23 protein-coding genes are annotated in these 25,652 nt (G+C 69.4%); 9 read left to right on the top strand and 14 right to left on the bottom strand.

Going from position 1 to position 25,652, the window contains the following annotated elements; genetic code table 11:
• On the bottom strand, positions 1–1,386 hold the full coding sequence (locus tag BJ972_RS00480; RefSeq protein ID WP_129177214.1) for an MFS transporter: 1,386 nt from the start codon (positions 1,384–1,386) through the stop codon (positions 1–3).
• Between the two features lie 79 nt (positions 1,387–1,465).
• Here BJ972_RS00480 and BJ972_RS00475 point away from each other — a divergent pair, with 79 nt between their 5' ends.
• Positions 1,466–3,082 (top strand): succinic semialdehyde dehydrogenase, encoded by a 1,617-nt coding sequence (locus BJ972_RS00475; RefSeq protein WP_129177216.1) that lies wholly within the window; start codon positions 1,466–1,468, stop codon positions 3,080–3,082.
• Between the two features lie 18 nt (positions 3,083–3,100).
• Here BJ972_RS00475 and BJ972_RS00470 read toward each other — a convergent pair whose 3' ends face one another.
• Positions 3,101–3,460, bottom strand: a complete 360-nt coding sequence (locus tag BJ972_RS00470) for a sec-independent translocase (RefSeq protein ID WP_129177218.1) — start codon at positions 3,458–3,460, stop codon at positions 3,101–3,103.
• An 86-nt stretch (positions 3,461–3,546) separates the two neighbouring features.
• Between BJ972_RS00470 and BJ972_RS00465 the strand changes: the two genes are divergently transcribed.
• A complete protein-coding gene (locus BJ972_RS00465; RefSeq protein ID WP_129177219.1) occupies positions 3,547–4,179 on the top strand; it encodes an O-methyltransferase in 633 nt (210 codons plus the stop codon).
• Between the two features lie 69 nt (positions 4,180–4,248).
• Here BJ972_RS00465 and BJ972_RS00460 read toward each other — a convergent pair whose 3' ends face one another.
• The 3 genes from BJ972_RS00460 to dapE all read right to left on the bottom strand — a co-directional run bounded on the left by BJ972_RS00460 (position 4,249) and on the right by dapE (position 6,856).
• Entirely contained in the window at positions 4,249–4,422 is a 174-nt protein-coding gene (locus tag BJ972_RS00460) for a DUF3117 domain-containing protein (protein WP_067875042.1), read from the bottom strand.
• A 92-nt stretch (positions 4,423–4,514) separates the two neighbouring features.
• Positions 4,515–5,756, bottom strand: coding sequence for a hypothetical protein (locus BJ972_RS00455; protein WP_241830910.1), 1,242 nt, complete (start codon positions 5,754–5,756; stop codon positions 4,515–4,517).
• 5 nt (positions 5,757–5,761) lie between these two features.
• Complete coding sequence (gene dapE / locus BJ972_RS00450) at positions 5,762–6,856, bottom strand: succinyl-diaminopimelate desuccinylase (protein ID WP_129177221.1); 1,095 nt, start codon at positions 6,854–6,856, stop codon at positions 5,762–5,764.
• Positions 6,857–6,918: 62 nt separating this feature from the next.
• Between dapE and dapD the strand changes: the two genes are divergently transcribed.
• Positions 6,919–7,866: a 2,3,4,5-tetrahydropyridine-2,6-dicarboxylate N-succinyltransferase gene (gene dapD, locus BJ972_RS00445; protein ID WP_129177223.1), complete on the top strand. Its 948-nt coding sequence runs from the start codon at positions 6,919–6,921 to the stop codon at positions 7,864–7,866.
• Between the two features lie 91 nt (positions 7,867–7,957).
• Positions 7,958–10,579, top strand: a complete 2,622-nt coding sequence (locus BJ972_RS00440; RefSeq protein WP_129177225.1) for a penicillin acylase family protein — start codon at positions 7,958–7,960, stop codon at positions 10,577–10,579.
• A gap of 16 nt (positions 10,580–10,595) precedes the next feature.
• On the opposite strand, the gene BJ972_RS00435 is transcribed toward BJ972_RS00440, so the two are convergent.
• Positions 10,596–12,134, bottom strand: coding sequence for a carboxylesterase/lipase family protein (locus BJ972_RS00435; protein WP_129177227.1), 1,539 nt, complete (start codon positions 12,132–12,134; stop codon positions 10,596–10,598).
• Positions 12,135–12,253: 119 nt separating this feature from the next.
• Between BJ972_RS00435 and BJ972_RS00430 the strand changes: the two genes are divergently transcribed.
• Both BJ972_RS00430 and glsA read left to right on the top strand, forming a co-directional pair.
• Positions 12,254–13,996 (top strand): BCCT family transporter, encoded by a 1,743-nt coding sequence (locus BJ972_RS00430; protein WP_129177229.1) that lies wholly within the window; start codon positions 12,254–12,256, stop codon positions 13,994–13,996.
• A gap of 9 nt (positions 13,997–14,005) precedes the next feature.
• The gene (glsA, locus tag BJ972_RS00425; protein ID WP_129177231.1) at positions 14,006–15,220 is read left to right on the top strand and encodes a glutaminase A; all 1,215 of its coding nucleotides are present in this window, start codon (positions 14,006–14,008) and stop codon (positions 15,218–15,220) included.
• An 11-nt stretch (positions 15,221–15,231) separates the two neighbouring features.
• On the opposite strand, the gene BJ972_RS00420 is transcribed toward glsA, so the two are convergent.
• The gene (locus BJ972_RS00420) at positions 15,232–17,049 is read right to left on the bottom strand and encodes a DUF2207 domain-containing protein (RefSeq protein WP_164990000.1); all 1,818 of its coding nucleotides are present in this window, start codon (positions 17,047–17,049) and stop codon (positions 15,232–15,234) included.
• Positions 17,050–17,063: 14 nt separating this feature from the next.
• The gene (locus BJ972_RS00415) at positions 17,064–17,465 is read right to left on the bottom strand and encodes a DUF7715 family protein (protein ID WP_164990001.1); all 402 of its coding nucleotides are present in this window, start codon (positions 17,463–17,465) and stop codon (positions 17,064–17,066) included.
• Positions 17,466–17,576: 111 nt separating this feature from the next.
• On the opposite strand from BJ972_RS00415, the gene BJ972_RS00410 reads away from it, so the two are divergent.
• A complete protein-coding gene (locus BJ972_RS00410) occupies positions 17,577–18,068 on the top strand; it encodes a P-loop nucleotide/nucleoside kinase family protein (RefSeq protein WP_206736555.1) in 492 nt (163 codons plus the stop codon).
• Positions 18,069–18,226: 158 nt separating this feature from the next.
• Here the strand turns inward: BJ972_RS00410 and BJ972_RS00405 are convergent, their stop codons facing one another.
• Both BJ972_RS00405 and BJ972_RS00400 read right to left on the bottom strand, forming a co-directional pair.
• Positions 18,227–19,801: an HNH endonuclease signature motif containing protein gene (locus BJ972_RS00405; protein WP_179419901.1), complete on the bottom strand. Its 1,575-nt coding sequence runs from the start codon at positions 19,799–19,801 to the stop codon at positions 18,227–18,229.
• A 113-nt stretch (positions 19,802–19,914) separates the two neighbouring features.
• Positions 19,915–20,682 (bottom strand): DUF429 domain-containing protein, encoded by a 768-nt coding sequence (locus BJ972_RS00400; RefSeq protein WP_241830844.1) that lies wholly within the window; start codon positions 20,680–20,682, stop codon positions 19,915–19,917.
• A 106-nt stretch (positions 20,683–20,788) separates the two neighbouring features.
• Between BJ972_RS00400 and BJ972_RS00395 the strand changes: the two genes are divergently transcribed.
• Entirely contained in the window at positions 20,789–21,217 is a 429-nt protein-coding gene (locus tag BJ972_RS00395; protein ID WP_129175862.1) for a YybH family protein, read from the top strand.
• Positions 21,218–21,238: 21 nt separating this feature from the next.
• Here BJ972_RS00395 and BJ972_RS00390 read toward each other — a convergent pair whose 3' ends face one another.
• Together BJ972_RS00390 and BJ972_RS00385 are read right to left on the bottom strand one after the other, a co-directional pair.
• Positions 21,239–21,607 (bottom strand): VOC family protein, encoded by a 369-nt coding sequence (locus tag BJ972_RS00390; protein ID WP_129175864.1) that lies wholly within the window; start codon positions 21,605–21,607, stop codon positions 21,239–21,241.
• A gap of 40 nt (positions 21,608–21,647) precedes the next feature.
• Positions 21,648–22,868: an exonuclease domain-containing protein gene (locus BJ972_RS00385; protein ID WP_129175867.1), complete on the bottom strand. Its 1,221-nt coding sequence runs from the start codon at positions 22,866–22,868 to the stop codon at positions 21,648–21,650.
• 156 nt (positions 22,869–23,024) lie between these two features.
• Here BJ972_RS00385 and BJ972_RS00380 point away from each other — a divergent pair, with 156 nt between their 5' ends.
• Positions 23,025–23,864 carry an alpha/beta fold hydrolase gene (locus BJ972_RS00380; protein WP_129175868.1) on the top strand — a complete coding sequence of 280 codons (840 nt, stop codon included), beginning with the start codon at positions 23,025–23,027 and terminating at the stop codon, positions 23,862–23,864.
• 21 nt (positions 23,865–23,885) lie between these two features.
• Here the strand turns inward: BJ972_RS00380 and BJ972_RS00375 are convergent, their stop codons facing one another.
• Together BJ972_RS00375 and BJ972_RS00370 are read right to left on the bottom strand one after the other, a co-directional pair.
• Entirely contained in the window at positions 23,886–24,722 is an 837-nt protein-coding gene (locus BJ972_RS00375; protein WP_129175870.1) for an SDR family NAD(P)-dependent oxidoreductase, read from the bottom strand.
• The gene (locus BJ972_RS00370; protein WP_129175872.1) at positions 24,719–25,417 is read right to left on the bottom strand and encodes an acetoacetate decarboxylase family protein; all 699 of its coding nucleotides are present in this window, start codon (positions 25,415–25,417) and stop codon (positions 24,719–24,721) included. The genes BJ972_RS00375 and BJ972_RS00370 overlap by 4 nt, the downstream gene beginning before the upstream one ends.
• Between the last annotated feature and the right edge of the window lie 235 nt (positions 25,418–25,652).

Below are 25,652 nucleotides of genomic sequence, written 5' to 3'. Positions count from 1 at the left end.
TCATGCGTCATCCGCCCCGCCCACGCCGACGGGGGCGGCGTCCGCTCCCTCGATGTCGGCGCGACGCAACCGGTAGCGGTTCATGACGGCGATGCTCGTGACGACGAGGAGCGCGGGGATGAGGCTGAAGGCCAGTGCGATGCCCGTCACGGCCTCGCTCGACTGCACACTCACCTCTCCGGCCACGGACGCGGTGTAACCGGTGACGGCGAGCACGATGGTCAGGAGCGTCGCGCCGAGCGCCATGCCCGTCGTCTCCCCCGCCGTCCACACCCCGCCGAAGATGCCCGCCTGGCCGTCGCCGTTCTCGGCGGCGTCGACGGCGATGACGTCGGGCAGCATCGCCATCGGCAGCGACTGCATGCCCGCGTAGGCCACGCCCGCGAGAGCGACGGGTGCGTACACCCAGCCGCCCGGGCTCCACAGCAGACCGACGAGGAGGAGGCACGCGACGGCGAACAGGGCGCTCGCGATGACGAACGCCCGCTCCTTGCCGATCCGGCGGGCGATCACTCCCCAGACGGGTGCTCCGAGGATCGCGGGTCCGATGAGTGCGACGAACAGGAACGTCAGTGCGGCGTCATCCTTCAGCACCCACACGGCGACGTAGTTCGCGCCCGCGAGCATGAGACCGGTCGCGAGCCCCTGCAGCAGGAATGCGCCGAGCAGCGCCCGGAACGACTGACTGCGACGCAGCGCGGCGATTCCCGCTCGATAGGCGTCGCGCACCCTCGGCGTGTCGGCGTCGGGAGGGACGACGACGCCCCGCGGTGCCGTCGTCGACGCGACGAGCAGGCCCGCCGCGATGACGACGCCCGCGACGAGACCCATCGTGAGGTAGCCGCCGTACTCGTCGCCGCCGAGGTCGCGGAGCATCGGCCCGCCCGCGCCGAACGCGAGGATCGCGACGCTCAGCACGACGACGCGCCAGGTGAGGAGCCTCGTGCGGTCGTCGTAGCCGCGACCGATCTCGGCGGGAAGCGCGATGTACGGAACCTGGAACAGGCTGAAGGCCGTCGCCGTCGCGAGGAAGGCGACGAACACCCACAGAGCGGATGCCGCGGGCGGGAGCCCGGCCGGGACGGCGAAGGTCGCGACGAAGAAGACCGGGAGCGCGAGCGCCCCGATCACCATGAGTCCGCGCCGCGACCCGCGAGCGGCGAGTGCGCGGTCGCTCGCGCGACCGATGACCGGATCGATGAGGACGTCCCACACCTTCGCCGCGGTGATCACGGCGCCCGCCGCGAGGGCCCCGACGCCGAGTGTGTCGGTCAGGTAGAAGACGAGCACGAGGCCGGGGAGCGTCGCGAAGCCGCCCGTGCCGATCGAGCCGGTCGCGTAGCGCGCCACGGTGCCGCGGCTGAGGGAACGCATCGTCGCGGTCATGAGCCGAAGTGTATCGAGCGCGAGCCGCCTCACACGAGAATCTCGAAGAGAAGTGGGTCAACTGACCTAGACTGGCGCGATGGTCTCCCGAAGCGCGACCGGCACGGTCGACAGCCCCACCGTCTCCGCACGGCCCGCCATCTCCACCCGGCCCGACGACGCCGACGCGGCGCGGTTCGCGGCCCTCGATGCGAGCATCGTCGCGCGCGGCGGCGACACGCGCAGGGTCATCACGCCCCTCACGGGCGCGACGCTGCACGAGCTGCCGCAGAGCACCGATGCCGATGTCGCCGAGGCCTTCTCTCGCGCACGTCTCGCGCAGATCGGGTGGGCCCGATCGGGCTTCGCCCACCGCCGCGCGGTGCTGCTGCGCGCTCACGACCTCCTCCTCGATCGGCGGGAGGAACTGCTCGACATCCTGCAGTTCGAGACCGGTAAGACGCGCGGCCAGGCGTTCGAGGAGATCTATCAGGCTGCAGCGGTCACGCGCTACAACGCCCTCGCCGCGGCGTCTGCGCTGTCCGGTCACCGTCGTCGCGGAGGCGTGCCGACCGTCGTCACGACCCGCGTGCGCTACCGACCGAAGGGTGTCATCGGCGTCATCACGCCCTGGAACTATCCGCTCTCCCTCGCCGCGATGGACGTCGTCGCCGCGCTCGCCGCGGGCTGCGCCGTCGTGCAGAAGGCCGACGACCAGGGGGCGTTGAGCGTGCTCGCGCTGCGTGAAGCCTTCATCGAGGCCGGCGTTCCCGCCGACCTCTGGGCCGTCGTCGCCGGCGACGGCGCCGAGATCGGCGGCGCAGTGACCGACCGCGCCGACTACATCTGCTTCACGGGCTCGACCGCGACCGGCCGCACCGTGGCCGTGAAGGCCGCCTCCCGGCTCGTCGGCGTCTCGCTCGAGCTCGGCGGCAAGAACCCGCTCCTCGTCCTCGACGACGTCGACACCGAGAAGGCGGCGACGGATGCCGCGTACGCGTGTTTCTCGTCGCTCGGACAGCTCTGCGTCTCGATCGAGCGCATCTACGTCGACCAGGCGGTCGCGGGCGAGTTCGCCGCAGCCCTCGTGGAACGCCTCGAGGGCTCGACGCTCGGCCCCGACCTCGACTACTCCAACGACTTCGGCTCGCTCGCGGGCCCCGCGCAGCTCGCTCGCGTGCAGGCGCACCTCGACGACGCCGTCGCGAAGGGTGCCACGGTCCTCGTCGGCGGTCGCCACCGCCCCGACCTCGGACCGTTCTTCTTCGAGCCGACGGTTCTCACGGGTGTCACCCCCGACATGCTCTGCTACGCCGAGGAGACCTTCGGCGCGATCGTCTCCCTCACCGTCGTCGGCAACGAGACCGAGGCGATCATGGCCGCGAACGACAGCGAGTTCGGGCTGAACGCCGCCGTGCTCACGGGGTCGACGAGTCGCGGACTCCGCGTCGCCGACTCCCTCGAGGCGGGAAGCGTCAACATCAACGAGGGATACCGCGGCACGTTCTCAAGCGTCGACGCCCCGATGGGCGGCGTCAAGCAATCGGGCCTCGGCCGCCGGAACGGAATCGAAGGCCTCCGGCGCTTCGTCGACCCCGTCACCGTGTCGGCGACGACCGGACTCATCGGTCTGCCGCGCACGGCAAGCGAGTTCCCCCCGCTCGTTCCCGTCATGATCACGCTGCTGCGGAGCCTCAAGGCGATCCGCCGCCGCTGAATCGCGGGGCTCGCCCGATCAGGTCGCTTCGGAGTCGAAGGGCGCGCGCTCGTCGGCACTGAGACGGGCGATCGGGCCGACGGCGGCCCGACCGACCACCGGCTTCACGGGGGCGTCCACGAACGGATCGTCGGCGAGCGCTTCACGGATGATGCGACGCGGGTCGTACTGACGCGGATCGAGCTTCTGCCAGTCGACGTCGTCGAACTCGGGGCCCATCTCTTCGCGCATGCGGTCCTTGGCGCCGTTCGCCATGTCGCGGAGCGAGCGCACGAGCCGGCCGAGCTGAGCGGCGTAGTGCGGCAGACGGTCGGGTCCGAGCAAGAAGACAGCGATGACCCCGATGATGAGAAGCTTCTCGAAGGTCAGACCGAACACTCCTTCAGGATAGTCTGCGGCGAGGCGACGCTCCCCCGCGCCCAGCGAGCTCTAGGCTGAGGCGGAAGCCAACCGGGAGCCGCATCGTGTCAGAACATGACCTCAACTGGAAGTTCGTCGACGAGTCCGTCGTCGAGTCCGAACCCATCATCCGTGCACGGACCCAGTCGATCGAACTCGGTATCGAACCGGTCTCCCCGGCGACGGGTGCGCAGCTCGGCGTCCTGGCGCGCGCGAGCCGCGCGTCATCCATCATCGAGGTCGGCACGGGCGTCGGCGTCTCCGGTCTCTGGCTCCTCTCCGGGTCGCGCGACGCGCAGCTGACGTCGATCGACACCGAGTCCGAGTACCAGCAGCAGGCCCGGTCGAACTTCCACGACGCAGGCATCGCCTCGGCCCGTGTGCGTCTCATCGCCGGCCGCGCCGGCGATGTGCTGCCGCGCATGAACGAGTCGTCGTACGACATCGTCTTCATCGACGCCGATCCGCAGTCGGCCATCGAGTACGTCGAGCACGGTCTGCGTCTCGCGAAGCCCGACGGCATCGTGCTCGTCGCCCACGCCCTCTGGCGCGGACGGGTCGCCGACCCCGCGCGCCGCGAGCCCGTCGCGGCCGACTTCCGCTCGCTCTTCTCCGAGCTCGCCGCGTCGCACGCGGTCGTCACCGCGATCTCGCCCGTCGGCGACGGCCTGCTTCAGATCGTCAAGCGCGGCATCTGACCCGGCCGCACGGCGCCGGGTACGACGAAGGGGCCGCGGCGAACCGCGACCCCTCATCGAACGACAGATCTATGCAGGATTGACGACGCCGCCGAGGACGTCGTAGAGCTCCTTGGCCTCAGCGTCGTTCACCGAGACGACCAGCCGACCTCCACCTTCGAGCGGAACCCGCACGATGATGAGTCGACCTTCTTTCACAGCCTCCATTGGCCCGTCTCCGGTCCGTGGTTTCATGGCCGCCATTGAGCTCCCCTTTCGTGGCTTACACCCCTATTATCCTGCACGTCGGCGCCAGTGGGCTAATCCGACGGTCGCAATCGGTCGCGGAACGACGATCACGGCGGCGTCCAGTCGGCTCCGTCGATGCGCCAGCACAGCAGCAGCCATCCCCATTGCAGCACGATGCAGCCGGCGACCGCCGCCACCCGGTAGAGCAGCGCACGCGGCACGGCGAGGGCACCGAGCATCGGCGACATCGGCAGCAGGAGGCGGAAGACGCTCGACTGCGGGAAGAAGACGGCGAGGAGGTAGAGCGCGTAACTCAGCAACCAGAGCCTCAGGTCGATGCCGAGCCGTCGCACGGCGGGCGACAGCAGCGCGAGGCCGAAGAGCACGATGAGCGCGATCACGACGATCGTGCCGAGCGGTTGGCCGAGCCACCAGTCCGCCGACTGGAACCAGGCGGTGAACGGGATGAGCTCGACGCGGCCGATGTAGGGAGCTCGCCAGGCGAGCTCCGTATCGGTGTAGGCCGTGAGCGATCCGGTCGCGATCGCGGCGATCCCGAGCCACGCGACTCCCGCGAGTCCGGCGAAGAGCGTGACGGATGCCGCGGCGATGCGCTCCCGGACGGGGAACGGATCACGTTCACTCGTGAACCACCGGTAGATGACGTGGAGGCCGAGGGCGAGGGCGAGCGGCAGGGCTCCCGGCCGCGTGAACGACATGACCGCGATGACGGGGAAGAGCCAGCCGTAGCGCCGGTCGACGAGAAGCAGGAGCGCGAGGAGCAGGAAGAACAGGAACAGCGACTCGGCGTATCCGACCTGGAAGATCGGCGCGACGGGGGCGACGGAGAACAGCACCGTCGCGAACAGCGCCCGGTCGGCGTCGAGCACGCGCGACATGAGTCGGTAGAAGACGAGGGCCGCACCGAGGCCGGCGATGACCGAGACGACGACCGACGCGACATCCCACGGCAACCACGTGACGAGCATGACCGCGCGCACGAGGAAGGGGTAGACGGGCATGAACGCCCAGGCGTTCTCGGCGACGTGCCCCGTGTCATCCAGCGGGAGTTCGGACGGGTAGCCCGAGAAGGCGATGAAGCCGTACCAGCGGGCATCCCAGATGTTCGCGAACTCGGCGTAGCTCGGGCTCGCCGCCGTCCACGCGTTGGTCGGCTGTTCGGCCGCGAGCACGAGCAGGAAGACCGTCGTGACGGCACGGGCGAGCACGTAGACCACGAGTACACGGAGCCACCACGGCACGAGGCGGATGCGCGCGACGGCGCGCGCGGGTAACGGAGCGCGGTACCACGGCAGGCGGGAGGCCCGCCCGGGGGTCGTCACCGTCATGGACGTCAGGCCGCGCCGGTGAGCCAGGCGCGGAGGGACGCCTCGCAGTGCGTGATCTGGCGCACGTCGACGCGCTCGTCGTCGGCGTGGGCCTTGAGCGGGTCGCCCGGTCCGAAGTTCACGGCGGGGATGCCGAGGGCGCTGAAGCGGGCGACGTCCGTCCAGCCGTACTTCGGTCGCGGTTCGGCGCCGACCGCGGCGACGAACTGCTGCGCGAGCGGGTCGTCGAGGCCGGGGCGTGCGCCCTCGGCGCGGTCGACGACCGTGCACTCGTACTCGGGGAAGAGCTCGTTCAGGTGGTCGAGAGCATCGGCGACCGACTTGGACGGGGCGAAGCGGTAGTTCACGTGCACCATGGCCTCGTCGGGGATGACGTTGCCGGCGATCCCTCCCGAGATGCCGACGGCGGAGAGACTCTCGCGGTAGTCGAGTCCCTCGACCTCGACGGTCTGCGGCTCGTACGCGGCGAGGCGCTCGAGGATCGGCGCGACCTTGTGGATCGCGTTGTCGCCGACCCACGCCCGTGCGGAGTGCGCGCGAGTGCCGTAGGCGCGGAGCTCGACGCGCACGTTGCCGTTGCAGCCGCCCTCGACCTGACCGTTCGAGGGCTCGCCGAGGATCGCGAAGTCGCCCGCGAAGAGGTCGGGGCGATTCGCGGCGAGGCGGCCGAGGCCGTTGAGGTCGGCGGAGACCTCCTCGTGGTCGTACCACATCCAGGTGATGTCGACGACGGGGTCGGTGAGTTCGGCGGCGAGCTTCAGCTGGACGGCGAGGCCGCCCTTCATATCGACGGTTCCGCGGCCCCACAGGTAACGGACGCCGTCCTCGGTCTCGTACCGCGTCGGGAGGTTCGCGTTGATCGGGACGGTATCGATGTGACCGGCGATCACGACACGGCGCTCACGACCGAGATTCGTGCGGGCGACGACCGTGTCGCCGTCGCGGATGATCTCGAGGTGGTCGAGCCCGTCGAGGGCGGCGACGATCGCATCGGCGAGAGCGGCCTCGTCGCCGGAGACCGAGGGGAAGTCGCACACCGCGGCGGTCAACGCCACGGAGTCGAGGGAGAGATCGAGGGCGGGCGCGGTCGGCTCGGTCATCCGCCCAGTCTACGGATGACGCGGAGGCCGGCCACGTCGCCCGCTCCCGATACTCTGGACGCATGCCTTCGACCTCTCTCAGCCGCCCCGCGTGGGGCTCCGGACTGGCCACCGTCTCCGCCGGCGGAACCGTGCTCGACACGTGGTTCCCCTCCCCCGCACTCGGCAGCGCTCCCGCTGAGCCGTGGCTCGCGGCATCCTCCCTCGATGACGGAGCCGGCCCCGACGAGCGCCGTGCCGTCACGGTCGAGGTCGTCACCGTCGAGATCGATCTCGACGCCGCCCCCGCCGGCACGAGCGACGCGTACCTCCGCCTGCACCTGCTCTCGCACCTGCTCGTCGAGCCCAACTCGATCAACCTCGACGGCATCTTCGGGCACCTCCCGAACGTCGTGTGGACGAACGCGGGCGCCGTGCACCCCGACGACTTCGCGCGACTGCGCCCCGCGCTCCAGCGCTCGGGCATCCACGCGACGGGAATCGACAAGTTCCCGCGCCTCCTCGACTTCGTCGTGCCCGCCGAGCGCGTCCGTATCGCGGATGCCTCGCGCGTGCGACTCGGAGCGCACCTCGCGCCGGGCACGACCGTCATGCACGAGGGCTTCGTGAACTTCAACGCCGGCACTCTCGGCACCTCGATGGTCGAGGGACGTATCTCGCAGGGCGTCGTCGTCGGCGACGGCAGCGACATCGGCGGTGGCGCGTCGATCATGGGCACCCTCTCCGGCGGTGGAACCGAGAAGGTCGTCATCGGCGAGCGTGCGCTCCTCGGCGCGAACGCGGGCGTCGGCATCTCGATCGGCGACGACTCGGTCGTCGAAGCCGGCCTCTACGTCACAGCGGGCACCAAGGTCGTGCTCGTCGGCGACGGAGAATCGCGCGCCGTCAAGGCACGCGAGCTGTCGGGCGTGCCGAACCTGCTGTTCCGTCGCAACTCGATCTCGGGCGCCGTCGAGGCGCTCTCGCGCACGGGATCGGGCATCACGCTCAACGCCGACCTGCACGCCTGAGCGGTCACGTCGGCGTCGCGGGTTACAGTAGGCGCGACCCGCATCGGGCCCGCGCACCCGGCGGGCCTCACGACGATCACGAAGGAGTGAGATGGGCACCGACTCTCCGCGCACCCGGCGGCACAGCGCACTCAAGTTCCTCGTGGGGCTCCTCGTCACGGTGCTCGTCCTCGCGCTCGTCGCCGTCGGCATCGGCTGGTGGACGGTGCAGCGCTCGTTCCCCGAGACCTCGGGCCGCATCGAGGTTCCGGGTCTCGGTCGGGCCGTGACGGTCTACCGTGACGACGCCGGAATCCCGCAGCTCGTCGCCGAGACATCCGACGACCTCTTCTTCGCCCAGGGCTACGTGCACGCGCAGGATCGCTTCTGGGAGATGGACTTCCGCCGTTACGTGACGGCGGGGCGCCTGTCGGAGCTCTTCGGCGAGTCGCAGGTCGGCACTGACACCTTCATCCGCACCCTCGGCTGGCGTGCCGTCGCCGAGCTCGAGTGGGAGAAGATGAGCGACGAATCGCGCGAGTACTACGAGGCGTACGCAGCCGGGGTGAACGCGTACCTCGACTCGCGCTCGGGAGCCGACCTCTCTCTCGAATACGCCGTCTTGGGCCTCCAGAACGCGGGCTACGAGCCCGAACCCTGGACTCCGGTCGATTCGATCGCGTGGCTCAAGGCCATGGCGTGGGACCTCCGCTCGAACCTCGAGGACGAGATCGACCGCGCGCTCCTCGCGACCGAGCTGCCCGCGGAGGAGGTCGCCCAGCTCCACCCCGGCTACGACTTCGACGCTCAGCCGACGATCGTCGGCGGCTCGCTCATCCCGCCGGGCGGCGCGGCGGCCCAGACGGGCGAGACGGGCGAGACGGATGCCGACGCGCGGGGTTCTCTCGACGCGACGACGGATGACGGCGACGATGCACTCGCATCATCCGCTCCCGCGGCCCCCGCTGCCGCGTCATCCGCTCTCGAGTCGCTGCGCGCGAGCCTCGACGCCCTTCCCGAACTCCTCGGGCCGGCGGGCGGCGAGATCGGCTCGAACTCGTGGGTCGTGGGCGGCGAACTCACCGACACGGGCCTGCCCCTCCTCGCGAACGATCCGCACCTCGGCCCGGCGATGCCCTCGATCTGGTACCAGATGGGGCTCCGCTGCCAGACCGTGAGCGCCGAGTGCCCGTGGGAGGTCGCGGGATATTCCTTCTCGGGTATGCCGGGGATCGTCATCGGACACAACGCGACGGTGTCGTGGGGGTTCACGAACCTCGGGCCCGACGTCGCTGACCTCTACATCGAGAAGGTCGCCGGCACGGAGTACGAGCTCGACGGAGTGACGCGCCCCCTCGACATCCGCGAGGAGACGATCGCCGTCGCGGGCGGCGACCCCGTGCAGATCGAGATCCGCGCGACCGAGCGCGGCCCCCTCGTCACGGGACTCACCGACACGTTCGGCGAGGTCGCGTCCGGCTACCCCGCGGCGGCGGGACTGCCCGAGGGCGAGTACGAACTGTCGCTGCAGTGGACGGCGCTGAGTCCGGGTCGTACCCCCGAGGCGATCTTCGCGATGAACCGCTCCGCGAACTGGGATCAGTTCCGCGCGGCGGCCGAACTCTTCGAGGTACCGTCACAGAACCTCGTCTATGCCGACACGGCGGGCAACATCGGCTACCAGGCGCCCGGCACGGTGCCGGTGCGGAAGAGCGGGGACGGAACCGTTCCGCTGCCCGGCTGGACGAGCGCGAACGGCTGGTCGGGCACGGTGCCCTTCGATGCCATGCCGAGGCTGTTCAACCCGCCCGCCGGCTACATCGTGACGGCGAACAACGCCGTCGAGCAGGACCGCCGTCCGTTCCTGACCGCCGACTGGGACCTCGGCTACCGCGCTCAGCAGATCGACCTGCGCCTTCGTGAGCACATCGATGCGGGCGAGCCGATCACGAGCGAGATGATGTCGGCGATCCAGTCCGACACGTTCGATGCCAATGCCGCGCGCTTCAGCACCGTGTTCGCCGAGCTCGACGTCGACGGCGATGCGGCGAAGGGTCTCGCCCTCCTCGACGGTTGGGACCACCGGGCCGATGCCGACAGCGCGGAGGCGGCCTACTTCGCCATGTTCTGGCGCGCACTCCTCGACGGCATGTTCGCCGACCTCCCCGACGGCACCGCGCCCGTCGGCGGCGATCGCTGGTTCCGCGTCGTCGACGAGCTTCTCGACCAGCCCGATTCTCCGTACTGGACGAACGAGAAGCTCGGCGTCGCGGGCCGAGACGCGATGCTCGCGTCGGCGCTCGATGCTGCGTGGTCGGAGGGAGTCGACCTCATGGGCGGCGACTCCGACTCCTGGCGCTGGGGCCGGCTGCACACCCTCACCATCACGAACGGCTCCTTCGGCGAATCGGGCATCGCCCCCGTCGAGTGGCTCTTCAACCGCGGCCCGTGGGAGCTCGGCGGCGGCTCGGCGATCGTCAACGCGATCGGCTGGGACGCGAGCCAGGGCTACACCGTCGACTGGGTGCCGTCGATGCGCATGGTCGTCGACCTCGCCGACTTCGACGACTCGACGTGGATCAACCTGACCGGCGCCTCGGGGCACGCCTTCCACCCGAACTACACCGACCAGACCGATCGGTGGGCCGCCGGCGAGACGCGCGCCTGGCCCTACACGCTCGACGCGGTGCAGGAGGCCGCGGTCAACACGCTGCAGCTCCGGCCCGCGTCGTAGCGGCGGGGCGCCCGCGTCAGACGTGCGGGACGAACTCCTGCCATGCCCGGCGGCGCTCGGCGCGCGGATCGAGTTCGACGCGGTCCACGGCGTCGAAGACGAGTGTCGCGCGGGTGTCTTCGTCGTAGGCGGGCCAGCCCTCGTCGGGTGCGCCCCGTGCGGCGAACCCGATCCAGTGCGCGCGCATGCGGCGCCCCAGCTGTTCGAGCATCCGCCGACCGCCAAGGGCCGTCATCGCGAGGCCGCGGCGCGAACCGAGCAGACCGAAGAGCGGGAAGAGTTCGAGACCGTGGGTCGCATCGAGGCCGAGCATCGTGACGATCCGCGGCGCGGCATCGAAGCGGTACATGAAGACCGGCGCGTAGCGCGAGTGCCGTTCGGCGAGCTTGATGCTCGGGTACCAGAACGTGAAGTCGCCCGCGAAGTCCGCGGCAGGACGCCGCTCGGGCAGACCGGGGTACTGCGCCTTGATCGCACGCCGTGAGCGTTTGCGGGTCGCCGCGAAGACCGCGCGAATCCGTCGCTTGGTCGTCGGGAGGATGTCGATGCGCCCCTCGAAGAGCGCTCCCTCCCGGTCGTTCGTGCCGATGAGGAGCGGCACGCGCGCCGCCCGGCCGTCACGGTAGGCGTCGAGCGGCCGCTCGGGGAGCACCTCTCCATCAATGACCGGGGCGAGACAAGTCGCCCCCGGATAGGCATCCGGTGCGCGCAGCGTGAGGGCGAGCGTCGCTCGCGCGAGGAGCATCGCGTCGGAGTCGTGCAACAGATCGGCCGCCTCCCCCGTCGACTCGCTCTCGACATCCGCATCGGCGATCTCGCCGAGGAGGCCGACGAACTCGTGCGCCCACGCCGCCGTGACGTCGGGCGGATACACGGCGTTCGGCGGCGCGCTCTGCGCGATGGCCCCCGCGACGAGCCCCTGCGCCGACGGCATCGTGAGGAGCGCCGTGACGGCGGCGGCGCCCGCGGACTCGCCGATGAGAGTGACGCGGTCAGTGTCTCCGCCGAACGCGGCGATGTTCGCCCGCACCCAGCGGAGCGCCGCGACGAGGTCCTGCAGGCCGAGGTTCGCCTCGATGGGGCGTTCGGGCGTCGAGTAGGCGCGGAGGTCGAGCCAGCCGAGAGCGCCGAGCCGATAGCCGACACTCACGACCACGACGTCGCCGCTCGCGGCGAGCGCGCGGCCGACTCCCCCGTACTCGCGCGTCGACCCGACGCTGAACCCGCCGCCGTGCACCCACACGAGGACGGGCAGAGGGGATGACGTCGAGCGCGTTTCCGGCACCGTCACGTCGAGACGGAGGCAGTCCTCGCTCCGCGGCACGCGGCGGGGTGCGCCGTGGAACTGCCCGCGGTGCAGTTGCGGCGCGACGGGCCCGAACCGTCGGGCGTCGCGTACACCCGCCCAGGGCTCGGGCGGCCGAGGGGCCCGGAAGCGGTACGCGCCGGTCGGCGCCGCCGCGTAGGGGATGCCGCGCCAGTACCGGATGCCGCGCGAACGCCCACCGCGAACCCGCCCCGACTCGACGGAGACGACGAGTTCACCGGCATCCATGCCCGCACGCTACCCCGCCCTCCTGACCAGTTCGTGACCGGTTGGTGTCGGTATGGCGAGGCCAGAACGACACGTGGGGCGCACAAACGGTGGATTCTCGGCACCGTAGGCTGGAACCCATGCCCACAACGAGTACACGTAGCGCAGTCAATCGGTGGGTCTTCTGGCCGGCGGCATCGATCATCGTCGCCTTCGTCGCCTTCACCCTCATCGCCCCCGGTACGGCCGAGGCCGTGTTCGGTGCGATCCAGTCGAGCATCGTCAACGCCTTCAACTGGTACTACGTGCTCATCGCGGCGTTCTTCGTCATCTTCAGCCTGTGGCTCGGTTTCAGCCGCTTCGGCGACATCAAACTCGGACGCGACGACGACGAGCCCGAGTTCTCCCTCATGTCGTGGTTCTCGCTGCTGTTCGCCGCCGGCATGGGCATCGGCCTCGTGTTCTACGGCGTGAGCGAGCCGCTCTCGCACTTCGTCGACCCACGACCCGGCGTCGTGGGAACCGAGGCGCAGCTCGCCCAGCAGGCGCTCAGCCAGACATACCTGCACTGGGGTGTGCACGCGTGGTCGATCTACGTCGTCGTCGGTGTCGCGCTCGCCTACGCCATCCACCGCCGTCGCCGGCCGATCTCGATCCGCTGGACCCTCGAGCCCTTGCTTGGGTCGCGCGTGCGCGGCGGGTGGGGCAACGTCATCGACATCGTCGCTCTCGTCGGAACGCTCTTCGGTGTCGCGACATCGCTCGGGCTCGGCGTGCTGCAGATCAGCTCGGGCCTCTCGACGGCCGGCATCGCCGACCCCGACATCACGACCCAGATCGTGATCATCGTCGTCATCACGGGTTTCGTGCTCTTCTCGGTGCTCTCGGGCATCGGTCGCGGCATGAAGTGGCTCTCGAACATCAACCTCGTGCTCGCCGGCCTGCTCGTGATCTATCTGCTCTCGGTCGGCCCGACGCTCTTCCTCCTCCGCGAGTTCGTGCAGTCGCTCGGCAACTACATCCAGAACTTCATCGGGCTCTCGTTCACCGTGAACGCGTTCACGGGGGCCGAGGGCGAAGCGTGGCAGGCCTCGTGGACCTCGTTCTACTGGGGCTGGTGGATCTCGTGGGCGCCGTTCGTCGGCATCTTCATCGCCCGCATCTCGAAGGGTCGCACCGTGCGGCAGTTCGTCGCGGGCGTCATCCTCGTGCCGACCCTCATCGGCATCCTCTGGTTCGCGGTGCTCGGCGGCTCGGCGCTCGCGATGCAGCTCTCGGGCGACGTCGACCTGACGGGCCCCGACGGCACCGTCGATCTGCAGGCCGCGCTCTTCGAGATGCTCGCGAACGTGCCCGGCGGAACGTTAGTCTCGATCGGCGTCATCGTGCTCATCGGCATCTTCTTCATCACGTCGGCCGACTCCGGTGCGCTCGTGATGTCGATGATCGCGACGGGGGGCGACCCCGAGCCGAAGCGCTGGGCGCGCATCTTCTTCACCGTCATCACGTCGGCCCTCGCGATCGCGCTGCTCCTCGCGGGAGGGCTCGATGCGCTGCAGACCGCGGCCATCATCATCGCCCTGCCGTTCTCGATCGTCATGCTCCTCATGTGCTGGTCGACCGTCATCGCGTTCACGCGCGAACGGCGTGCCTACGATCGAGCGCGCCGCGACCAGTTCATCGACCGCATCGGTGAGATCTACGGGCTCGAGGTCGAGGAACCGATCGAGCGGGGCGCCCTCCGGCCGCCCGCGTGGTGGAAGCCGCGCGGGAGTGCCGCGAACCGGAGCGCGTCGCGTGGGTTCGGCCGACCGACCGCCGCCCGTGGGGATGACTCTCCCGACGCTGCCTCACCCGAAAGCGCTCCCGACACCGACGAATAGGCTGAGCGCGTGACCGTCGACCTTCGAGACCCCATTCGCCTGGCACTTGCACGAGTCGTCGAGGAGGGCAGGAAGCTCGAGGGCGGCGACGTCGCGTCGTACATCCCTGAACTCGCGCGCGCCGATCCTGATGCGCTCGGCGTCGCGATCGCGAGTGTGCGGGGCACGATCCACGAGACGGGCGATTCGGACACCGAGTTCACGATCCAGTCGGTGTCGAAGCCGTTCGTGCTCGCCCTCGCGCTCGAACAGGCCGGCCTCACCGAGGTCACGCGGCACGTCGGACTCGAACCGAGCGGCGAGCCGTTCAACGCCATCAGCCTCGATGAGGCGACGGGTCGGCCGTTCAACCCCATGATCAACGCAGGCGCGATCGTGACGAGTTCACTCATCGACGGGGATTCCGCGGCCGAGAAGTTCGCGGTGATCCGGCGTGGACTCGAGGCCTTCGCGGGCAGACAGCTCGACGTCGACGACGCGGTGTTCGAGTCCGAACTCGAATCGGGCGATCGGAACCGCGCTCTCGCCTACCTCGCCCGCTCGGCGGGCACGCTCGCCTCGTCGGTGGATGTCGCGACGGAGGCGTACTTCCGCCAGTGCGCGCTGCTCGTGAGCGCGCGTGACATCGCCGTGATGGCGGCGACACTCGCCGCCGGCGGCCGCAATCCGGTGACGGGTGAGCGCGTCGTGAGCGAGGCGGTCGCGCGCTGGACGACCGCGGTGATGTCGAGTTGTGGCATGTACGACGCCTCGGGCGCGTGGATGGTGCGCGTGGGACTCCCGGCGAAGAGCGGTGTCGGCGGCGGAGTAGCCGCCCTCCTGCCGGATCAGTTCGGCATCGGAACCTTCAGCCCGCCGCTCGACGCCCAGGGCAACAGCGCTCGAGGTGTCGCGATGCTCGAGGCGCTCTCGAACGAGTACGGACTGCACCTCCTGATGCACCGCGGCGAGCCGCTCTCCCCCATCTCGACGCTCGACACCGACCGTGATCCGATCGTGGCCCGCCTGCGCGGAGAACTCGTCTTCTCGGGAGCTGAAGAGGTACTCACCCGGCTCGACACGCTCGCGCGGGACGGCGTGGCGATCGAGATGGATCTGGAAGGAGTCACGCGACTCGGGCCCGCTGCGCGCCTGCTCTTCCGTGATGCGCTGAAGGAGGCGTCGGCATCAGGGCACGACCTCACGGTCAACGACCCTGACGGGCTGCTCGACGAGGCGAACTGACCGACCGAGGTCTAGACGCCTCCTCCGCCGCCTCCGCCGCCGCCTCCACCGGAGCTCACGCCGCCGGCCGAGCCACCGCTCGAACTCGAGTAGGTCGACGAGACGCTCGTCGTGATCGATCCGATGCTCGCGGCGAAGATCGCTCCGTTGAACGGATGCGTTCCCGTGTACCAGAGCGGCTGCACGCCCGACTCGGCGTAGGCGCGCCCGAGCTCCTCGGTCCACTCCTTCTCGCGCCCGAAGAGCACGGCCCACGGGAGCAGACGCTCCGTGAGACGGAGGACGGCCTCACGGTCATCCGTCGGGATGGGCGTGCGATCGGCGCCCTTCGGCGACTGCAGGTAAGCGAGGCGGTCGGCCTCGGCGAGACGGATGTACTCATCGAGGCCCTTCAGATAGTCGCGGAGTTCGACGCCTGGGGCTTCAAGCGGCACACGTGCGATCGCGATGACCGCGACGATGAGCGAGACGATTCCGACGATGAGCGTGACGACGGGCCATGCGCCGCCGTAGGCCTGCGCGAGAGACATGATGCTGAAGACGAAGGCGATTCCGGCGGCCACCACGGCGCCACCGATCACCGCGGCCACGGGCCCACCGGGATAGGGGCGACGGTAGCCGCGTTCGGTCGCCGCCGCCGTGACCTTCTTCTGCACTTCGGCCAGGCGCGTGGCGACCTTCGAGTCGGCCTTCGCGAGGGATCGTCGCTCACCCGGTGTCAGGGTCGACCCGAACAGCGCGTGCAGGAACTCGCGATCGTCGGGGGTCGCCGTGTCGGAACCCGCAGGGCGACGGCGCCGCTCGGTCGCGCCTCCCGGCTGATCCACGTCGACGTACTCGAGTTCGAAGCGCGGCTTCTTCGTGACAGCGGTCTCGCCGACCTCGACGATCCGCACGCGCCCGTCGACGGCGAGGGCGAGCACTTCGGCGGCGACTGTGTGCGTCGAGCGCCCCGAGACGACGCTCGAGAGCAGGATGCCGGTGTCCTTCGGCGGAACGTACTCGGGCACGATGACTCCTCGGCCGGGAGCATCGCCCAGTCGGCGTCGTCGCAGAATGAACGCACCGATCGCGGTGAGCACGGCGAGCACGGCTCCGCCGAGCCCGAGTGCGGGCCACGGAGCTGCGCCGAAGCTCCCGTCGCGGGGAGTGAACGTACCGGCCTCGAAGCCGATCGCGAACGAGAGGTTCTCGCCGGCGGTCAGGTCTGACTGGCTCACCTCGAAGCCCGTGTCGGTCTGCTCGATGTCGACGGGCTTCGACTCGCCCTCGAGACCGAATGCTGCGGCGGCTCGACCGGTGAGGGCGTCGCTCAGACCGTCGGCGAGCACGATCGTCGCCGAGACCTCACCGAAGGGTTGCTCCCACGCGGTTCCGTTGGTGTCCCAGTAGAACTCGTCGGCGTCGGTGTTCTCGAAGTACCGCGTCACGTTGCGCTGACTGTACGTGATGACGTATGTCTGCTCGCCGTGCACGTAGTCGTCGGCCGCGATCGTCAGGATCTCGATGCCGTCGTCGCTCTCGGTCTCGAACGCACGCGCCACGCCGTTCTCATCGGTCACGGATTCGACGACGAGATCGGTCGGGTGACCGTCGTACGTGTCGACGAGCTCGCGACGGATGCCGCGATTCTGATCGGTCTCGGGGAACTCGGCCACGAGCGTCTCGACGACGTCGAGGGTCGAGTGGCCGTCGTCGTCGCGCCCCAGCTCGTACTCGCCGTGGAAACTCACGAAGGAGAAGTCGTTGACGTCGGCCGACGCCGGAACCGTGGGAACGAATACCCCCAGAAGAACGATCGCACCAGCGGCCACAACGGACTTCAGCATTCGTCGACTCACGCTCACCAGCCTATGCGTGCAGAACGGCGGACGCGGATCTCGTCGACTCGGCGCTCGATGATCGTCTCGTTCGGGAAGCAGCGGGCGAGGTCGAGCAGCTCGCTGGCGAGAGCCGAGACATCGAATTGGCACGTGCAGCCTGTCTCTCGACGATCGAGGACCGCGTTCTGCAGGCACTGTACGAAGTGCGAACGGGTGAGTTCGAGTTCGCGCACGACAGCCGTCGTCGTGATCTCGTCGCTCGTCATGCCGACGAAGGTGATGCCGCACGGGCATGCGCCGTCAGGCTGCCGTCGACTCTCGCCGCACGGATCGATCATGAACACGAGTTCGCCCTCGATCGCCGTCATCACGTCGCTCTGACGGTCGCCCTGTGTCTCGCGGGTCGCGACCAACACCTTCATTGCCATCTCCATATCTCGGCACGAGGTGTGGGTGATGGGTCGAGGGTAGACGGCACCGCCGACAGGCCTCGGATCTCGCCACTGTTTCTCGTGCCGCAGTAGCCTGCACTGATGGACCAGGTGATCTTGATGTGTGGTCCGGCCGGGTCCGGAAAATCCACCTACGCGCGCATGCTCGAGCCTGCGGGCTATGTCGTGCTCTCCTTCGACGCCGAGGCCTGGGAGCTCGGGCATCGAGTCCACCCGCTACCCGCCGACGTCATGCAGACCGTCCACGACCGATTGCAGAACAGATTGACCGAGCTCGTCACCCGCGGGGACCGGGTCGTCGTGGACACCTCGTTCTGGTCGCGTATCTCGCGTGAACGCTACCGAGACATACTCGCTCCCCTCGGCGTAACACCGACCGTCTACTATCTCGACACCCCTCGCGATGTCCTCCTCGGACGACTCCGCGCGCGCAGCAACGCTGGACCCGACGATGTCCATGTTCCGGCGGAACAGGCCCTCGCGTACCTCGATGGCTTCCAGAAGCCCAGCCCTGACGAAGGCCCCTTGCGAATCATCCGGCACGAGCCAGACACGCTGCGACTGCCTGGATAGCCGACAGACTCCCCGATGTCGTTGTGGGGTGACGAAGGCCTCTTCCGCGCTCGTGACGTGCACATGCGCCCTGTGCCGACGGGAAGACCAACTGGGCGCTGGGCGCGGGCGCGCACGAGTCCTGTGGCATGTCGGTGCACGCGGTGGCGCGCCCCGCGTTACTCGTGTTGTCGGCGGAGTTGTGCGGTGCGTCGGGTGGGTGACTGGGTGGCGGGTCGCCAGACGGGGTCGCCGAGCCAGGGCGGGGGTTTGACGTGGGGTGCTCCGCCGATCATGCGGATCTCCCATCCGGAGGTGTCGATGGTGCGGTGGTGGAACCAACACAGGAGCACCCCGTTGTCGACGTGGGTGGGGCCGCCGGCCCACCAGGGGGTGACGTGGTGGGCTTCGGTTGCGGCGGCGGGGATGGGGCAGCCGGGGATGATGCATCCGCCGTCGCGTGCGGCGAGGGCGCGGCGTTGCGCACGGGTGAAGGTGCGTTGCTCGGTGCCGAGCCGGTGAATGCCGCCGGCCGGGGTGAGTTCCAGGGTGTGGGCGCCGTTGGCGCAGGCGTGTTGCCGGATCGCAGACATCGGGATCGGCACGTCCACACCGTCGATGTGTCCGACCCCGGTACCGGTGAGGAAGTCGTCGGTGAGGGTTGTGACGAGGATCGTCGCGGACGCCCCGCCCAGCGTGGGGAGTTCGTCGGCACGCCCGGCGATGTCGAACACGGTGGCGAGGGCGTCGTGTTGGCGTTGCGCCCGGGTACGCGGGTCACGGATACCGTCGGTATCGACGCTGACACCGAACCGTGCATCCATGTCTGCACCCGCACCCGCACTCGCCGAATCACCCGCACTCGCACCGGCACCGCCGCCCGCGTGAACACCACCGTCTGAGTTCGCGTCCGCGTCCGCCGAGCCACGTCCGGGCAGGGCTTCGGGGAGGTTTCCGGCTTGGCGGGGGTTGCAGAGCGCGTCGAACACGCGTTGTACCTGTCCGGCGACTTCGGGGGCGAGGAGCCCGGTGATCGGCACCCACCCGCCCCGCGCGGGCAGCAGGCGGACGTGGCGGGCTTCGAAGTCCCGCTCGGACGGTTCGGCCCCGTCAGGGTTCAACACCTCGACCCACGTCGCGGCCTGCAGTTTCGTCTCCGCATGCATCACCGGGGGCAACGCCGCCACATCCGGGGCGGGCGCCGTTCCGGTCGCCGCGCAGACGAGTTCGTGCTCGGCCGCCCGCAACCCGCCGAGCATGTCCGTCGGCGTGCCCCGACCCGCGACCGTCAACGCGGTCGTGATCGTCTGCGCCGCATCCCACCCCAACCGGCCCGACACCAGTCCCTCACGAACCGCGTCGAACGCGGCCGGCAACGGCGCCCCCGTGAACCCGGTGCAGCGGTGCACCCGGGCTCCGAGCCGCAACCGGGCCCGCGCCGTCACCGACGACACCCGCGTCACCCGCTCGACCAACTCCGCCGCACTCCCACACCCCCGGCGATGCGCGAGCGATTCCGTGCCCAGTTCAGGGCGTGCCCGGTCACCGACCTCGGCCGCCACCAACACCCGCAACGCATCGACCGCGCGCCCGAGAGTCTCGGCACGACCGAGCAACCCGAGCAGGGCGTCATCCGACACCATCGCCGCAGACGAATCGACCCCACGCAGCAGCCCGGTCACCGCATCGGCGATCGAGTCCGTCAGATCGAGTACATCATCCACAACACCCAACATAGAAGTGACCACCGACACTCACCCCGACACCACCGACGCGGACGAAAGCGACGTGGAAACGCCACGCGGTCGACCCCCTGGGGAGGAGAAGAAGCGTAGACAGCGGAGAAGGCCCCAGCCGCCCAGAGACCTCACACCATCTCGCGCGCTGGCCCCAGATCCGCGAGTCGGCCCTCCGGCACAGCGATCCAGCCTTCGCGTGACGCCCGGTCTTCGTGCTCGCGCGGAATCGGCGGCGTCAACCCTCGTTCATGCGCCCGCGCGGCGAGCGCCGCGATGAACGCGTCGAATGCGTCATCCGACGAGAGGAGCCGTTCGCGGTGCCCTGCGAGATCGAGCCACGGCGCGTCGACCTCGATCGATGCGAGGAGTGCGTCACGCACCCCGGCATCCTTCTTGTATCCGCGACGCTCGAATCCCCACACGCGCAGGGTCGCGCCCGGGTAGACCTCGACGACTCCCCCTCGGCCCGAGCGATCGACCGCTCCCCCGCGTTGCTCACCCAGCAGATCGAGGAGAACCACGCAGTGCATGGCCGTCAACCCGAGTCGGTCGGCCGCCACGCTCAACGGCAGCTTGCCGGTGCGCGCATGGATGTCACGATCGGTCTCGCGGTAGGCGAGGCGTCGGCGCCACGCAATGCCCTCATCGTGAGACTGGTCGACACGCTCACCTCGGGCATGCCGCCCGACGAATTCCACGAAGTCGTCGGGCCAGCCGAGCGCGCAGTCGATCCCGACCATCGCGCAGTCTGCGACCGCGGTGACGATCTCGCCGTCGCCCACGCCGACGTCGACGGATGACAGTCGCGCACCCCACTCGCCCCACTCGATGATCGCGAGAGCGGTGCCGGGCGCGGATGCGGCGAGGTCGATGCCCGCCGTTTTGACCGCTCGCACCGTCATCCCCTCATCGTGATCGCCCACACCCGCGAGCCTAAATGACCCGTGACGTCGGCAGGGCAGCAGAGTAGCGTCGACTCACCGCGCTCGAAGGGAGTCGATCATGACGCACGAATCCGAGGTCGTCGAAGCGATCACCGACAGCTACATCGAGGCCGTCGCAGCTCAGGATGTTGAGGCCCTGCTCGCCCTCTACGCGCCCGACGTTCGCGTCTTCGACCTGTGGACCGAGTGGTCGTTCGAGGGCGTCGATGCGTGGACACGGCAGATCACCGCCTGGTTCGACTCGATCGACGGCGGCGCCGTGCACGTCTCGTTCGAGGACCTGACGATTCGGGGAACCAGGGGTTCGGGCGTCGTCGTGGCCGACGGCTACGTCGCTTACGCGTCGACCGATGCCGACGGCACCCCACGGTCGATGCTGAACCGCCTGACGTGGGTCATCGAGAAGAGAGATGATGCGTGGCTCATCACGCACGAGCACACCTCAGCCCCTGTCGACGAATCGCACGTCGTCATCCTGTCCCGCTGACCCACCCGGCGGAGATTCCGACTACGACGTTGCCCAGACGCCGAGCTCGTTGCCGCTCGGGTCGAGGAAGTGGAATCGTCGTCCGCCGGGGAACTCGTACGGTCCGTTGACGACCTCGCCACCGGCATCCGTCACCGCGCGGACGGTCGCGTCGAGGTCGTCGCTGTAGAGCAAGACGAGCGGCCCGCCGCGCACCACGGAGTCGGCGAGCGCGAGCCCGCCGGCCTCGTCTCCGCCCGACTCTGCAGCCGTGCGAATGCCGGCATACGCGTCGCCGTACGCGGTGAACTGCCACCCGAACGCCGCGCCGTAGAAAGCCTGCGCGGCGGCCATGTCGGTGACGGAGATCTCGATGTAGTCGATGGTGAGGGGAATCGAAGGGGAAGCCATGCGCTCAGTGTGGCCGAGACGTGCGACATCCCGGCTCGAATCACGACAGCAGGCGAACGAGACCCGCTTCGTCGACGATCGGGATTCCGTAGTCGCGCGCCTTTCGAGCCTTTCCCGACAACGAGTCAGGGTCGGCGGCGACGACGAGGGTGACGGCCTTCGTGATCGCCGGGCGTGGGACGAATCCGCGGATCACCAGCTCGGCGTGCCAGTCGTCGCGAGGGCGCGACAACTCACCGGTGATCACGACGACGTCGCCGGGCGTCAGCGCGAACGCCGACGGCGCGGAGTCCGCGACGGTGACCGACGGCCGAGACACCAAGGCCGTCGTGACGACCTCAGCAGGCAGAGAGAGCAACTGCGCGACCGACGCGAGGTCCGCGATCTCGTTCGTGTCGAGCACTCCGTCCGACCACGCGACGGAGACGAGCAGGTCGAAGTACTCACGATGCAGTCTCTGACACGTCGAGCGGGACACCCCGAGAACGTCGGCTCGGCGCACCAGCTCGTTCGACTCGTGCACGGACAAGTGCCGGTCGAGCAGACACTGATCGAGGAGGGCCAGATACTCGCGGTGTTCGGTCGGACCGGAGAGATCCGGCATGCGCTCGACGATGCGGGTGAGAAAGTCCTCGGGAGCGGTCGCGTCCGACCCCCGCGCCCGCCACCGTGTCCCCACATCCGAAGAAGACGTAGCGGACAGCCATCGACCGCTCGCGGCGCGGTCGAGATAGGGATGCCAGAATCCGGCGTCGGTCGCCGCGATGTACTCCCCCAGCAGCCGGGCGGTGGCCTGCGCATCGACGAGTGCACGGTGGGCTCCATCGAGCTCGATGTCGAAGGCCGCGCAGCAATCCGCGAGCGACCGTCCCGATCCCGGGATGATGTCGGCCGCGAGCCGCATGGTGCACAGGCAAGGGAGCTCCTCCTCCACATCGAAGCCTGCGCGCGAGAACTCCGCGTAAAGGAACCGACTGTCGAATGCGGCGTTGTGGGCCACGAGCACACGACCCGACAGCAGATCGATCAGATCGCTCGCGATGTCGCTGAAGTCGGGCGCATCGAGGACGTCCCTCGCGCGAATGCCGTGGATGTGCTGCGCCCCGAGGTCGCGGTGGGGATTGAGCAGCGTCTCCCACGAGCCCGTCACCGCCCCGCCCGCGTCGACGTGGACGACCGCGATCTCGACGATGCGATCGTGCCTCTCCGCGACGAAACCGGTCGTCTCGACATCGATCACTGCATAGCCCGGACCTGCCATGTTGCTCCCCCGCTCATCTCTGAACCCCGCCGCCGAGAGTACGGGGAGGCCGCCGAATCGCGCCCGCCCGCATTCAGGGGACAGCCGCTCTGTCAACCCCATCGACACCGCACCGAGACTCTGTTCGACTGGAGAACCCGATCAGAAGGAGCTCCCATGCCCAGCATCACGATTTCCGATGGCGACCGCCCTGACGTCGAACTGCACTACACCGACGCGGGAACGGGCCGCCCCGTCGTCCTCATCCACGGCTGGCCGCTCAGCGGACGCGCCTGGGAAGGTCAGGTCCCCGACCTCGTCGACGCCGGATACCGCGTGATCACGTACGACCGTCGCGGATTCGGCGAATCGTCGCAGCCGTGGGAGGGCTATGACTATGACACGTTCGCAGCCGACCTCGATGCGCTCCTGACCGAGCTCGACGTCACCGACGCGACGCTCGTCGGTTTCTCGATGGGCGGCGGCGAGGTCGCGCGCTACGCCGGCACGTACGGCACCGCGCGTCTCGCCCAGGTCGTCTTCGCGAGCGCCGTTCCGCCCTATCTCTGGAAGAGCGACGACAACCCCGACGGTGCCGTCGACGACGACCTCGCCAACTGGTTCCACGACGGCCTCACGGGTGACCGGCCGAAGTTCCTCGCCGACTTCCTGCGCGGCTTCTTCACGCCCGAGGGCGGCGACGCGCCGCTCGTGAGCGACGCGCAGATCGACTACCACGCCTACCTCGCCGCGGGAGCGTCGCCGAAGGGCACACTCGACTGCACGGTCGCCTTCGCGACGACCGACTTCCGCGACGACCTCGCGAAGATCGATGTGCCGACCCTCGTCATCCACGGCGACGCCGACTCGATCGTGCCGCTCGAAGCGAGCGGCGCCCGCACGGCGCAGGCGATCGCGGGCAGCCGTCTCGTCGTGATCGAGGGCGCGCCGCACGGCGTCACCGTCTCGCACAAGGACGAGTGGAACAGTCACCTGCTCGCCTTCCTCGCGAGCTGACGCGGGCTCGGCGAGAGCCGATCAGTCCCGATCGACCTCGGCGGCGTACGCGGCCCGAGCTGCGGAGTCGCCGCCGAGGCCGATGCTGTCCGAGTCGAGGATGTCGTCGAGCCAGTCCTGCACCCGGATCGGTAGAGCAGTGAACACGGCGGCGCCGAGCTTGAGGCTCGCGGGCACGTAAGAGATGAGCGTGCCGCGCGTGATCGCCTTCAGGACGCGGGCGGCGACCTGCTCGGCGGTCACCGGCGAGAATCCGCGCTGAGCCGTGATGCCCGCTCCCATCGGCGTCGCCGCGAGGTACGGCAGGATGACGGACACGCCGACACCCGTGTGGCGGAGCTCACGGCGGAGGGCCGTCGAGAACGCGATCACCGCGGCCTTCGCTCCCGAGTAGACGGCGAGCCCGGCCATCGGCTTGGTGCCCGTCGCGCTCGCGATGTTCACGAGGCATCCGTGCCCCCGCTCGATCATTCCGGGAAGCACCGAGCGCGTGGCATCCACCACTCCGCGGAAGTCGACGTCGATGACGATGTCGGTGCGCTCACGCGGCGAGTCGAGGAAGCGCCCCGTCGGCATGACTCCCGCGTTGTTGACCCACACCTCGATCGGGCCGACCTCGCGCTCGACGTCGGCGACGAGCGCATCGAGCGAGTCGGCGTCGCTCACGTCGACGGCGAAGGCGGGAACATCGGTGCCGATCGACGCGGCGGCCGCGCGGCTCGCCTCGAGGTCGAGGTCGCAGACGACGGCGCGATAGCCGACGCGGCGGAGTTCGCGGACGATCGCGAGCCCGATGCCGCGAGCCGAGCCGGTGACGACGGCGACCCCTCCGCGACCGGATGACACGGCGGAGCTCATGACACCGCTCCGCCGCGTCGCACCCGATTGCCGAAGATAACGGCGGCATCGGCGATGGAGAAGTTGGCGAGTGGTCGGAGGCCCGCGAGACCTCCGAGCGGACCGTCAGGGGCGAACGTCCAGCGCGTCCGCGCGCCGCCGATCCGACCGAGGATGACGTTCGTCGCGATCACGGAGCGCCCGTCGAGACGTTGAGCGGTCGTGAGGGGGACGTTCAGTGCACGGGAACCGACGCGCCGCGGCTCTGCGTCGAGGGAGGCAACGGGCGAACCGTCGACGCTGAGCGATGTCGAGACGATGCCGTTCGGTCGCTCGCGGCGCGTGAAGTCGCCCAGGCCTTTCGGGATCGACCAGAGCGCCCGGCCGCCCGCTCGCGACTCGGGACTGTCGACCCAGATGCTCGGGATGCTCACATGAAGCCGCGCACCGCGTCTCACGACGGCCGCGACGAGCAGCTCCTCGTACGACAGCACGCCGCTCGTGCCGTAGTGCACGAAGGTCACGCCGACGAGCGCTCGCCCGCCGACCGTGACGAGTTCGTGCCGTGCCGGGATCGCGTCGCGGGTGCCGGCCGGCAGGCGGTCGGGCGGCACGAGGAACGCGCTGCCCGCGAAGTCACCGCCCAGATACCAGGGCTCGGGCGGATACTCCGGCCCGTCTTCCGAAGCCAGCCAGCCGTCACGTGCCTGCGTCATGCTCTCTCCTTCGCCCGAGTCGATTCTTGCAGCCGACGGATGTCCGCGATCGGGTTGACTCTCCGCGACCGCGGTGGAATGCTCTAATGCTCCGTATCGATCTCCACCTTCCGACGGACGCGCATGTCGGAGGATGCTCGTAGTCTGACGAGGTCGATCCCGTCCCCCGAGCGGCACCGCCGCCCCGCCCGCTGCGCGGGCGACCGTTCCGCCTCAGCCCTCCCCGCAACTCCTC

The organism is Agromyces atrinae (assembly GCF_013407835.1).
Classification (GTDB): domain Bacteria; phylum Actinomycetota; class Actinomycetes; order Actinomycetales; family Microbacteriaceae; genus Agromyces; species Agromyces atrinae.
Note: the sequence above shows the minus strand (reverse complement) of the source record. Positions and strands in the feature narration are given on the sequence as shown.

Bases quoted from the DNA above. Each gene is read 5' to 3' on its own strand.
- BJ972_RS00370 (WP_129175872.1), bottom strand. From the start codon at position 25,417: ATGACGCAGGCACGTGACGGCTGGCTGGCTTCGGAAGACGGGCCGGAG.
- BJ972_RS00435 (WP_129177227.1), bottom strand. From the start codon at position 12,134: ATGGATGCCGGTGAACTCGTCGTCTCCGTCGAGTCGGGGCGGGTTCGC.
- BJ972_RS00480 (WP_129177214.1), bottom strand. From the start codon at position 1,386: ATGACCGCGACGATGCGTTCCCTCAGCCGCGGCACCGTGGCGCGCTAC.
- BJ972_RS00455 (WP_241830910.1), bottom strand. From the start codon at position 5,756: ATGACGGTGACGACCCCCGGGCGGGCCTCCCGCCTGCCGTGGTACCGC.
- BJ972_RS00385 (WP_129175867.1), bottom strand. From the start codon at position 22,868: ATGGCAGGTCCGGGCTATGCAGTGATCGATGTCGAGACGACCGGTTTC.
- dapD (WP_129177223.1), top strand. From the start codon at position 6,919: ATGCCTTCGACCTCTCTCAGCCGCCCCGCGTGGGGCTCCGGACTGGCC.
- BJ972_RS00420 (WP_164990000.1), bottom strand. From the start codon at position 17,049: ATGCTGAAGTCCGTTGTGGCCGCTGGTGCGATCGTTCTTCTGGGGGTA.
- BJ972_RS00390 (WP_129175864.1), bottom strand. From the start codon at position 21,607: ATGGCTTCCCCTTCGATTCCCCTCACCATCGACTACATCGAGATCTCC.
- BJ972_RS00380 (WP_129175868.1), top strand. From the start codon at position 23,025: ATGCCCAGCATCACGATTTCCGATGGCGACCGCCCTGACGTCGAACTG.
- BJ972_RS00475 (WP_129177216.1), top strand. From the start codon at position 1,466: ATGGTCTCCCGAAGCGCGACCGGCACGGTCGACAGCCCCACCGTCTCC.
- BJ972_RS00395 (WP_129175862.1), top strand. From the start codon at position 20,789: ATGACGCACGAATCCGAGGTCGTCGAAGCGATCACCGACAGCTACATC.
- BJ972_RS00415 (WP_164990001.1), bottom strand. From the start codon at position 17,465: ATGAAGGTGTTGGTCGCGACCCGCGAGACACAGGGCGACCGTCAGAGC.
- BJ972_RS00375 (WP_129175870.1), bottom strand. From the start codon at position 24,722: ATGAGCTCCGCCGTGTCATCCGGTCGCGGAGGGGTCGCCGTCGTCACC.
- dapE (WP_129177221.1), bottom strand. From the start codon at position 6,856: ATGACCGAGCCGACCGCGCCCGCCCTCGATCTCTCCCTCGACTCCGTG.
- BJ972_RS00440 (WP_129177225.1), top strand. From the start codon at position 7,958: ATGGGCACCGACTCTCCGCGCACCCGGCGGCACAGCGCACTCAAGTTC.
- BJ972_RS00460 (WP_067875042.1), bottom strand. From the start codon at position 4,422: ATGGCGGCCATGAAACCACGGACCGGAGACGGGCCAATGGAGGCTGTG.
- BJ972_RS00410 (WP_206736555.1), top strand. From the start codon at position 17,577: ATGGACCAGGTGATCTTGATGTGTGGTCCGGCCGGGTCCGGAAAATCC.
- BJ972_RS00430 (WP_129177229.1), top strand. From the start codon at position 12,254: ATGCCCACAACGAGTACACGTAGCGCAGTCAATCGGTGGGTCTTCTGG.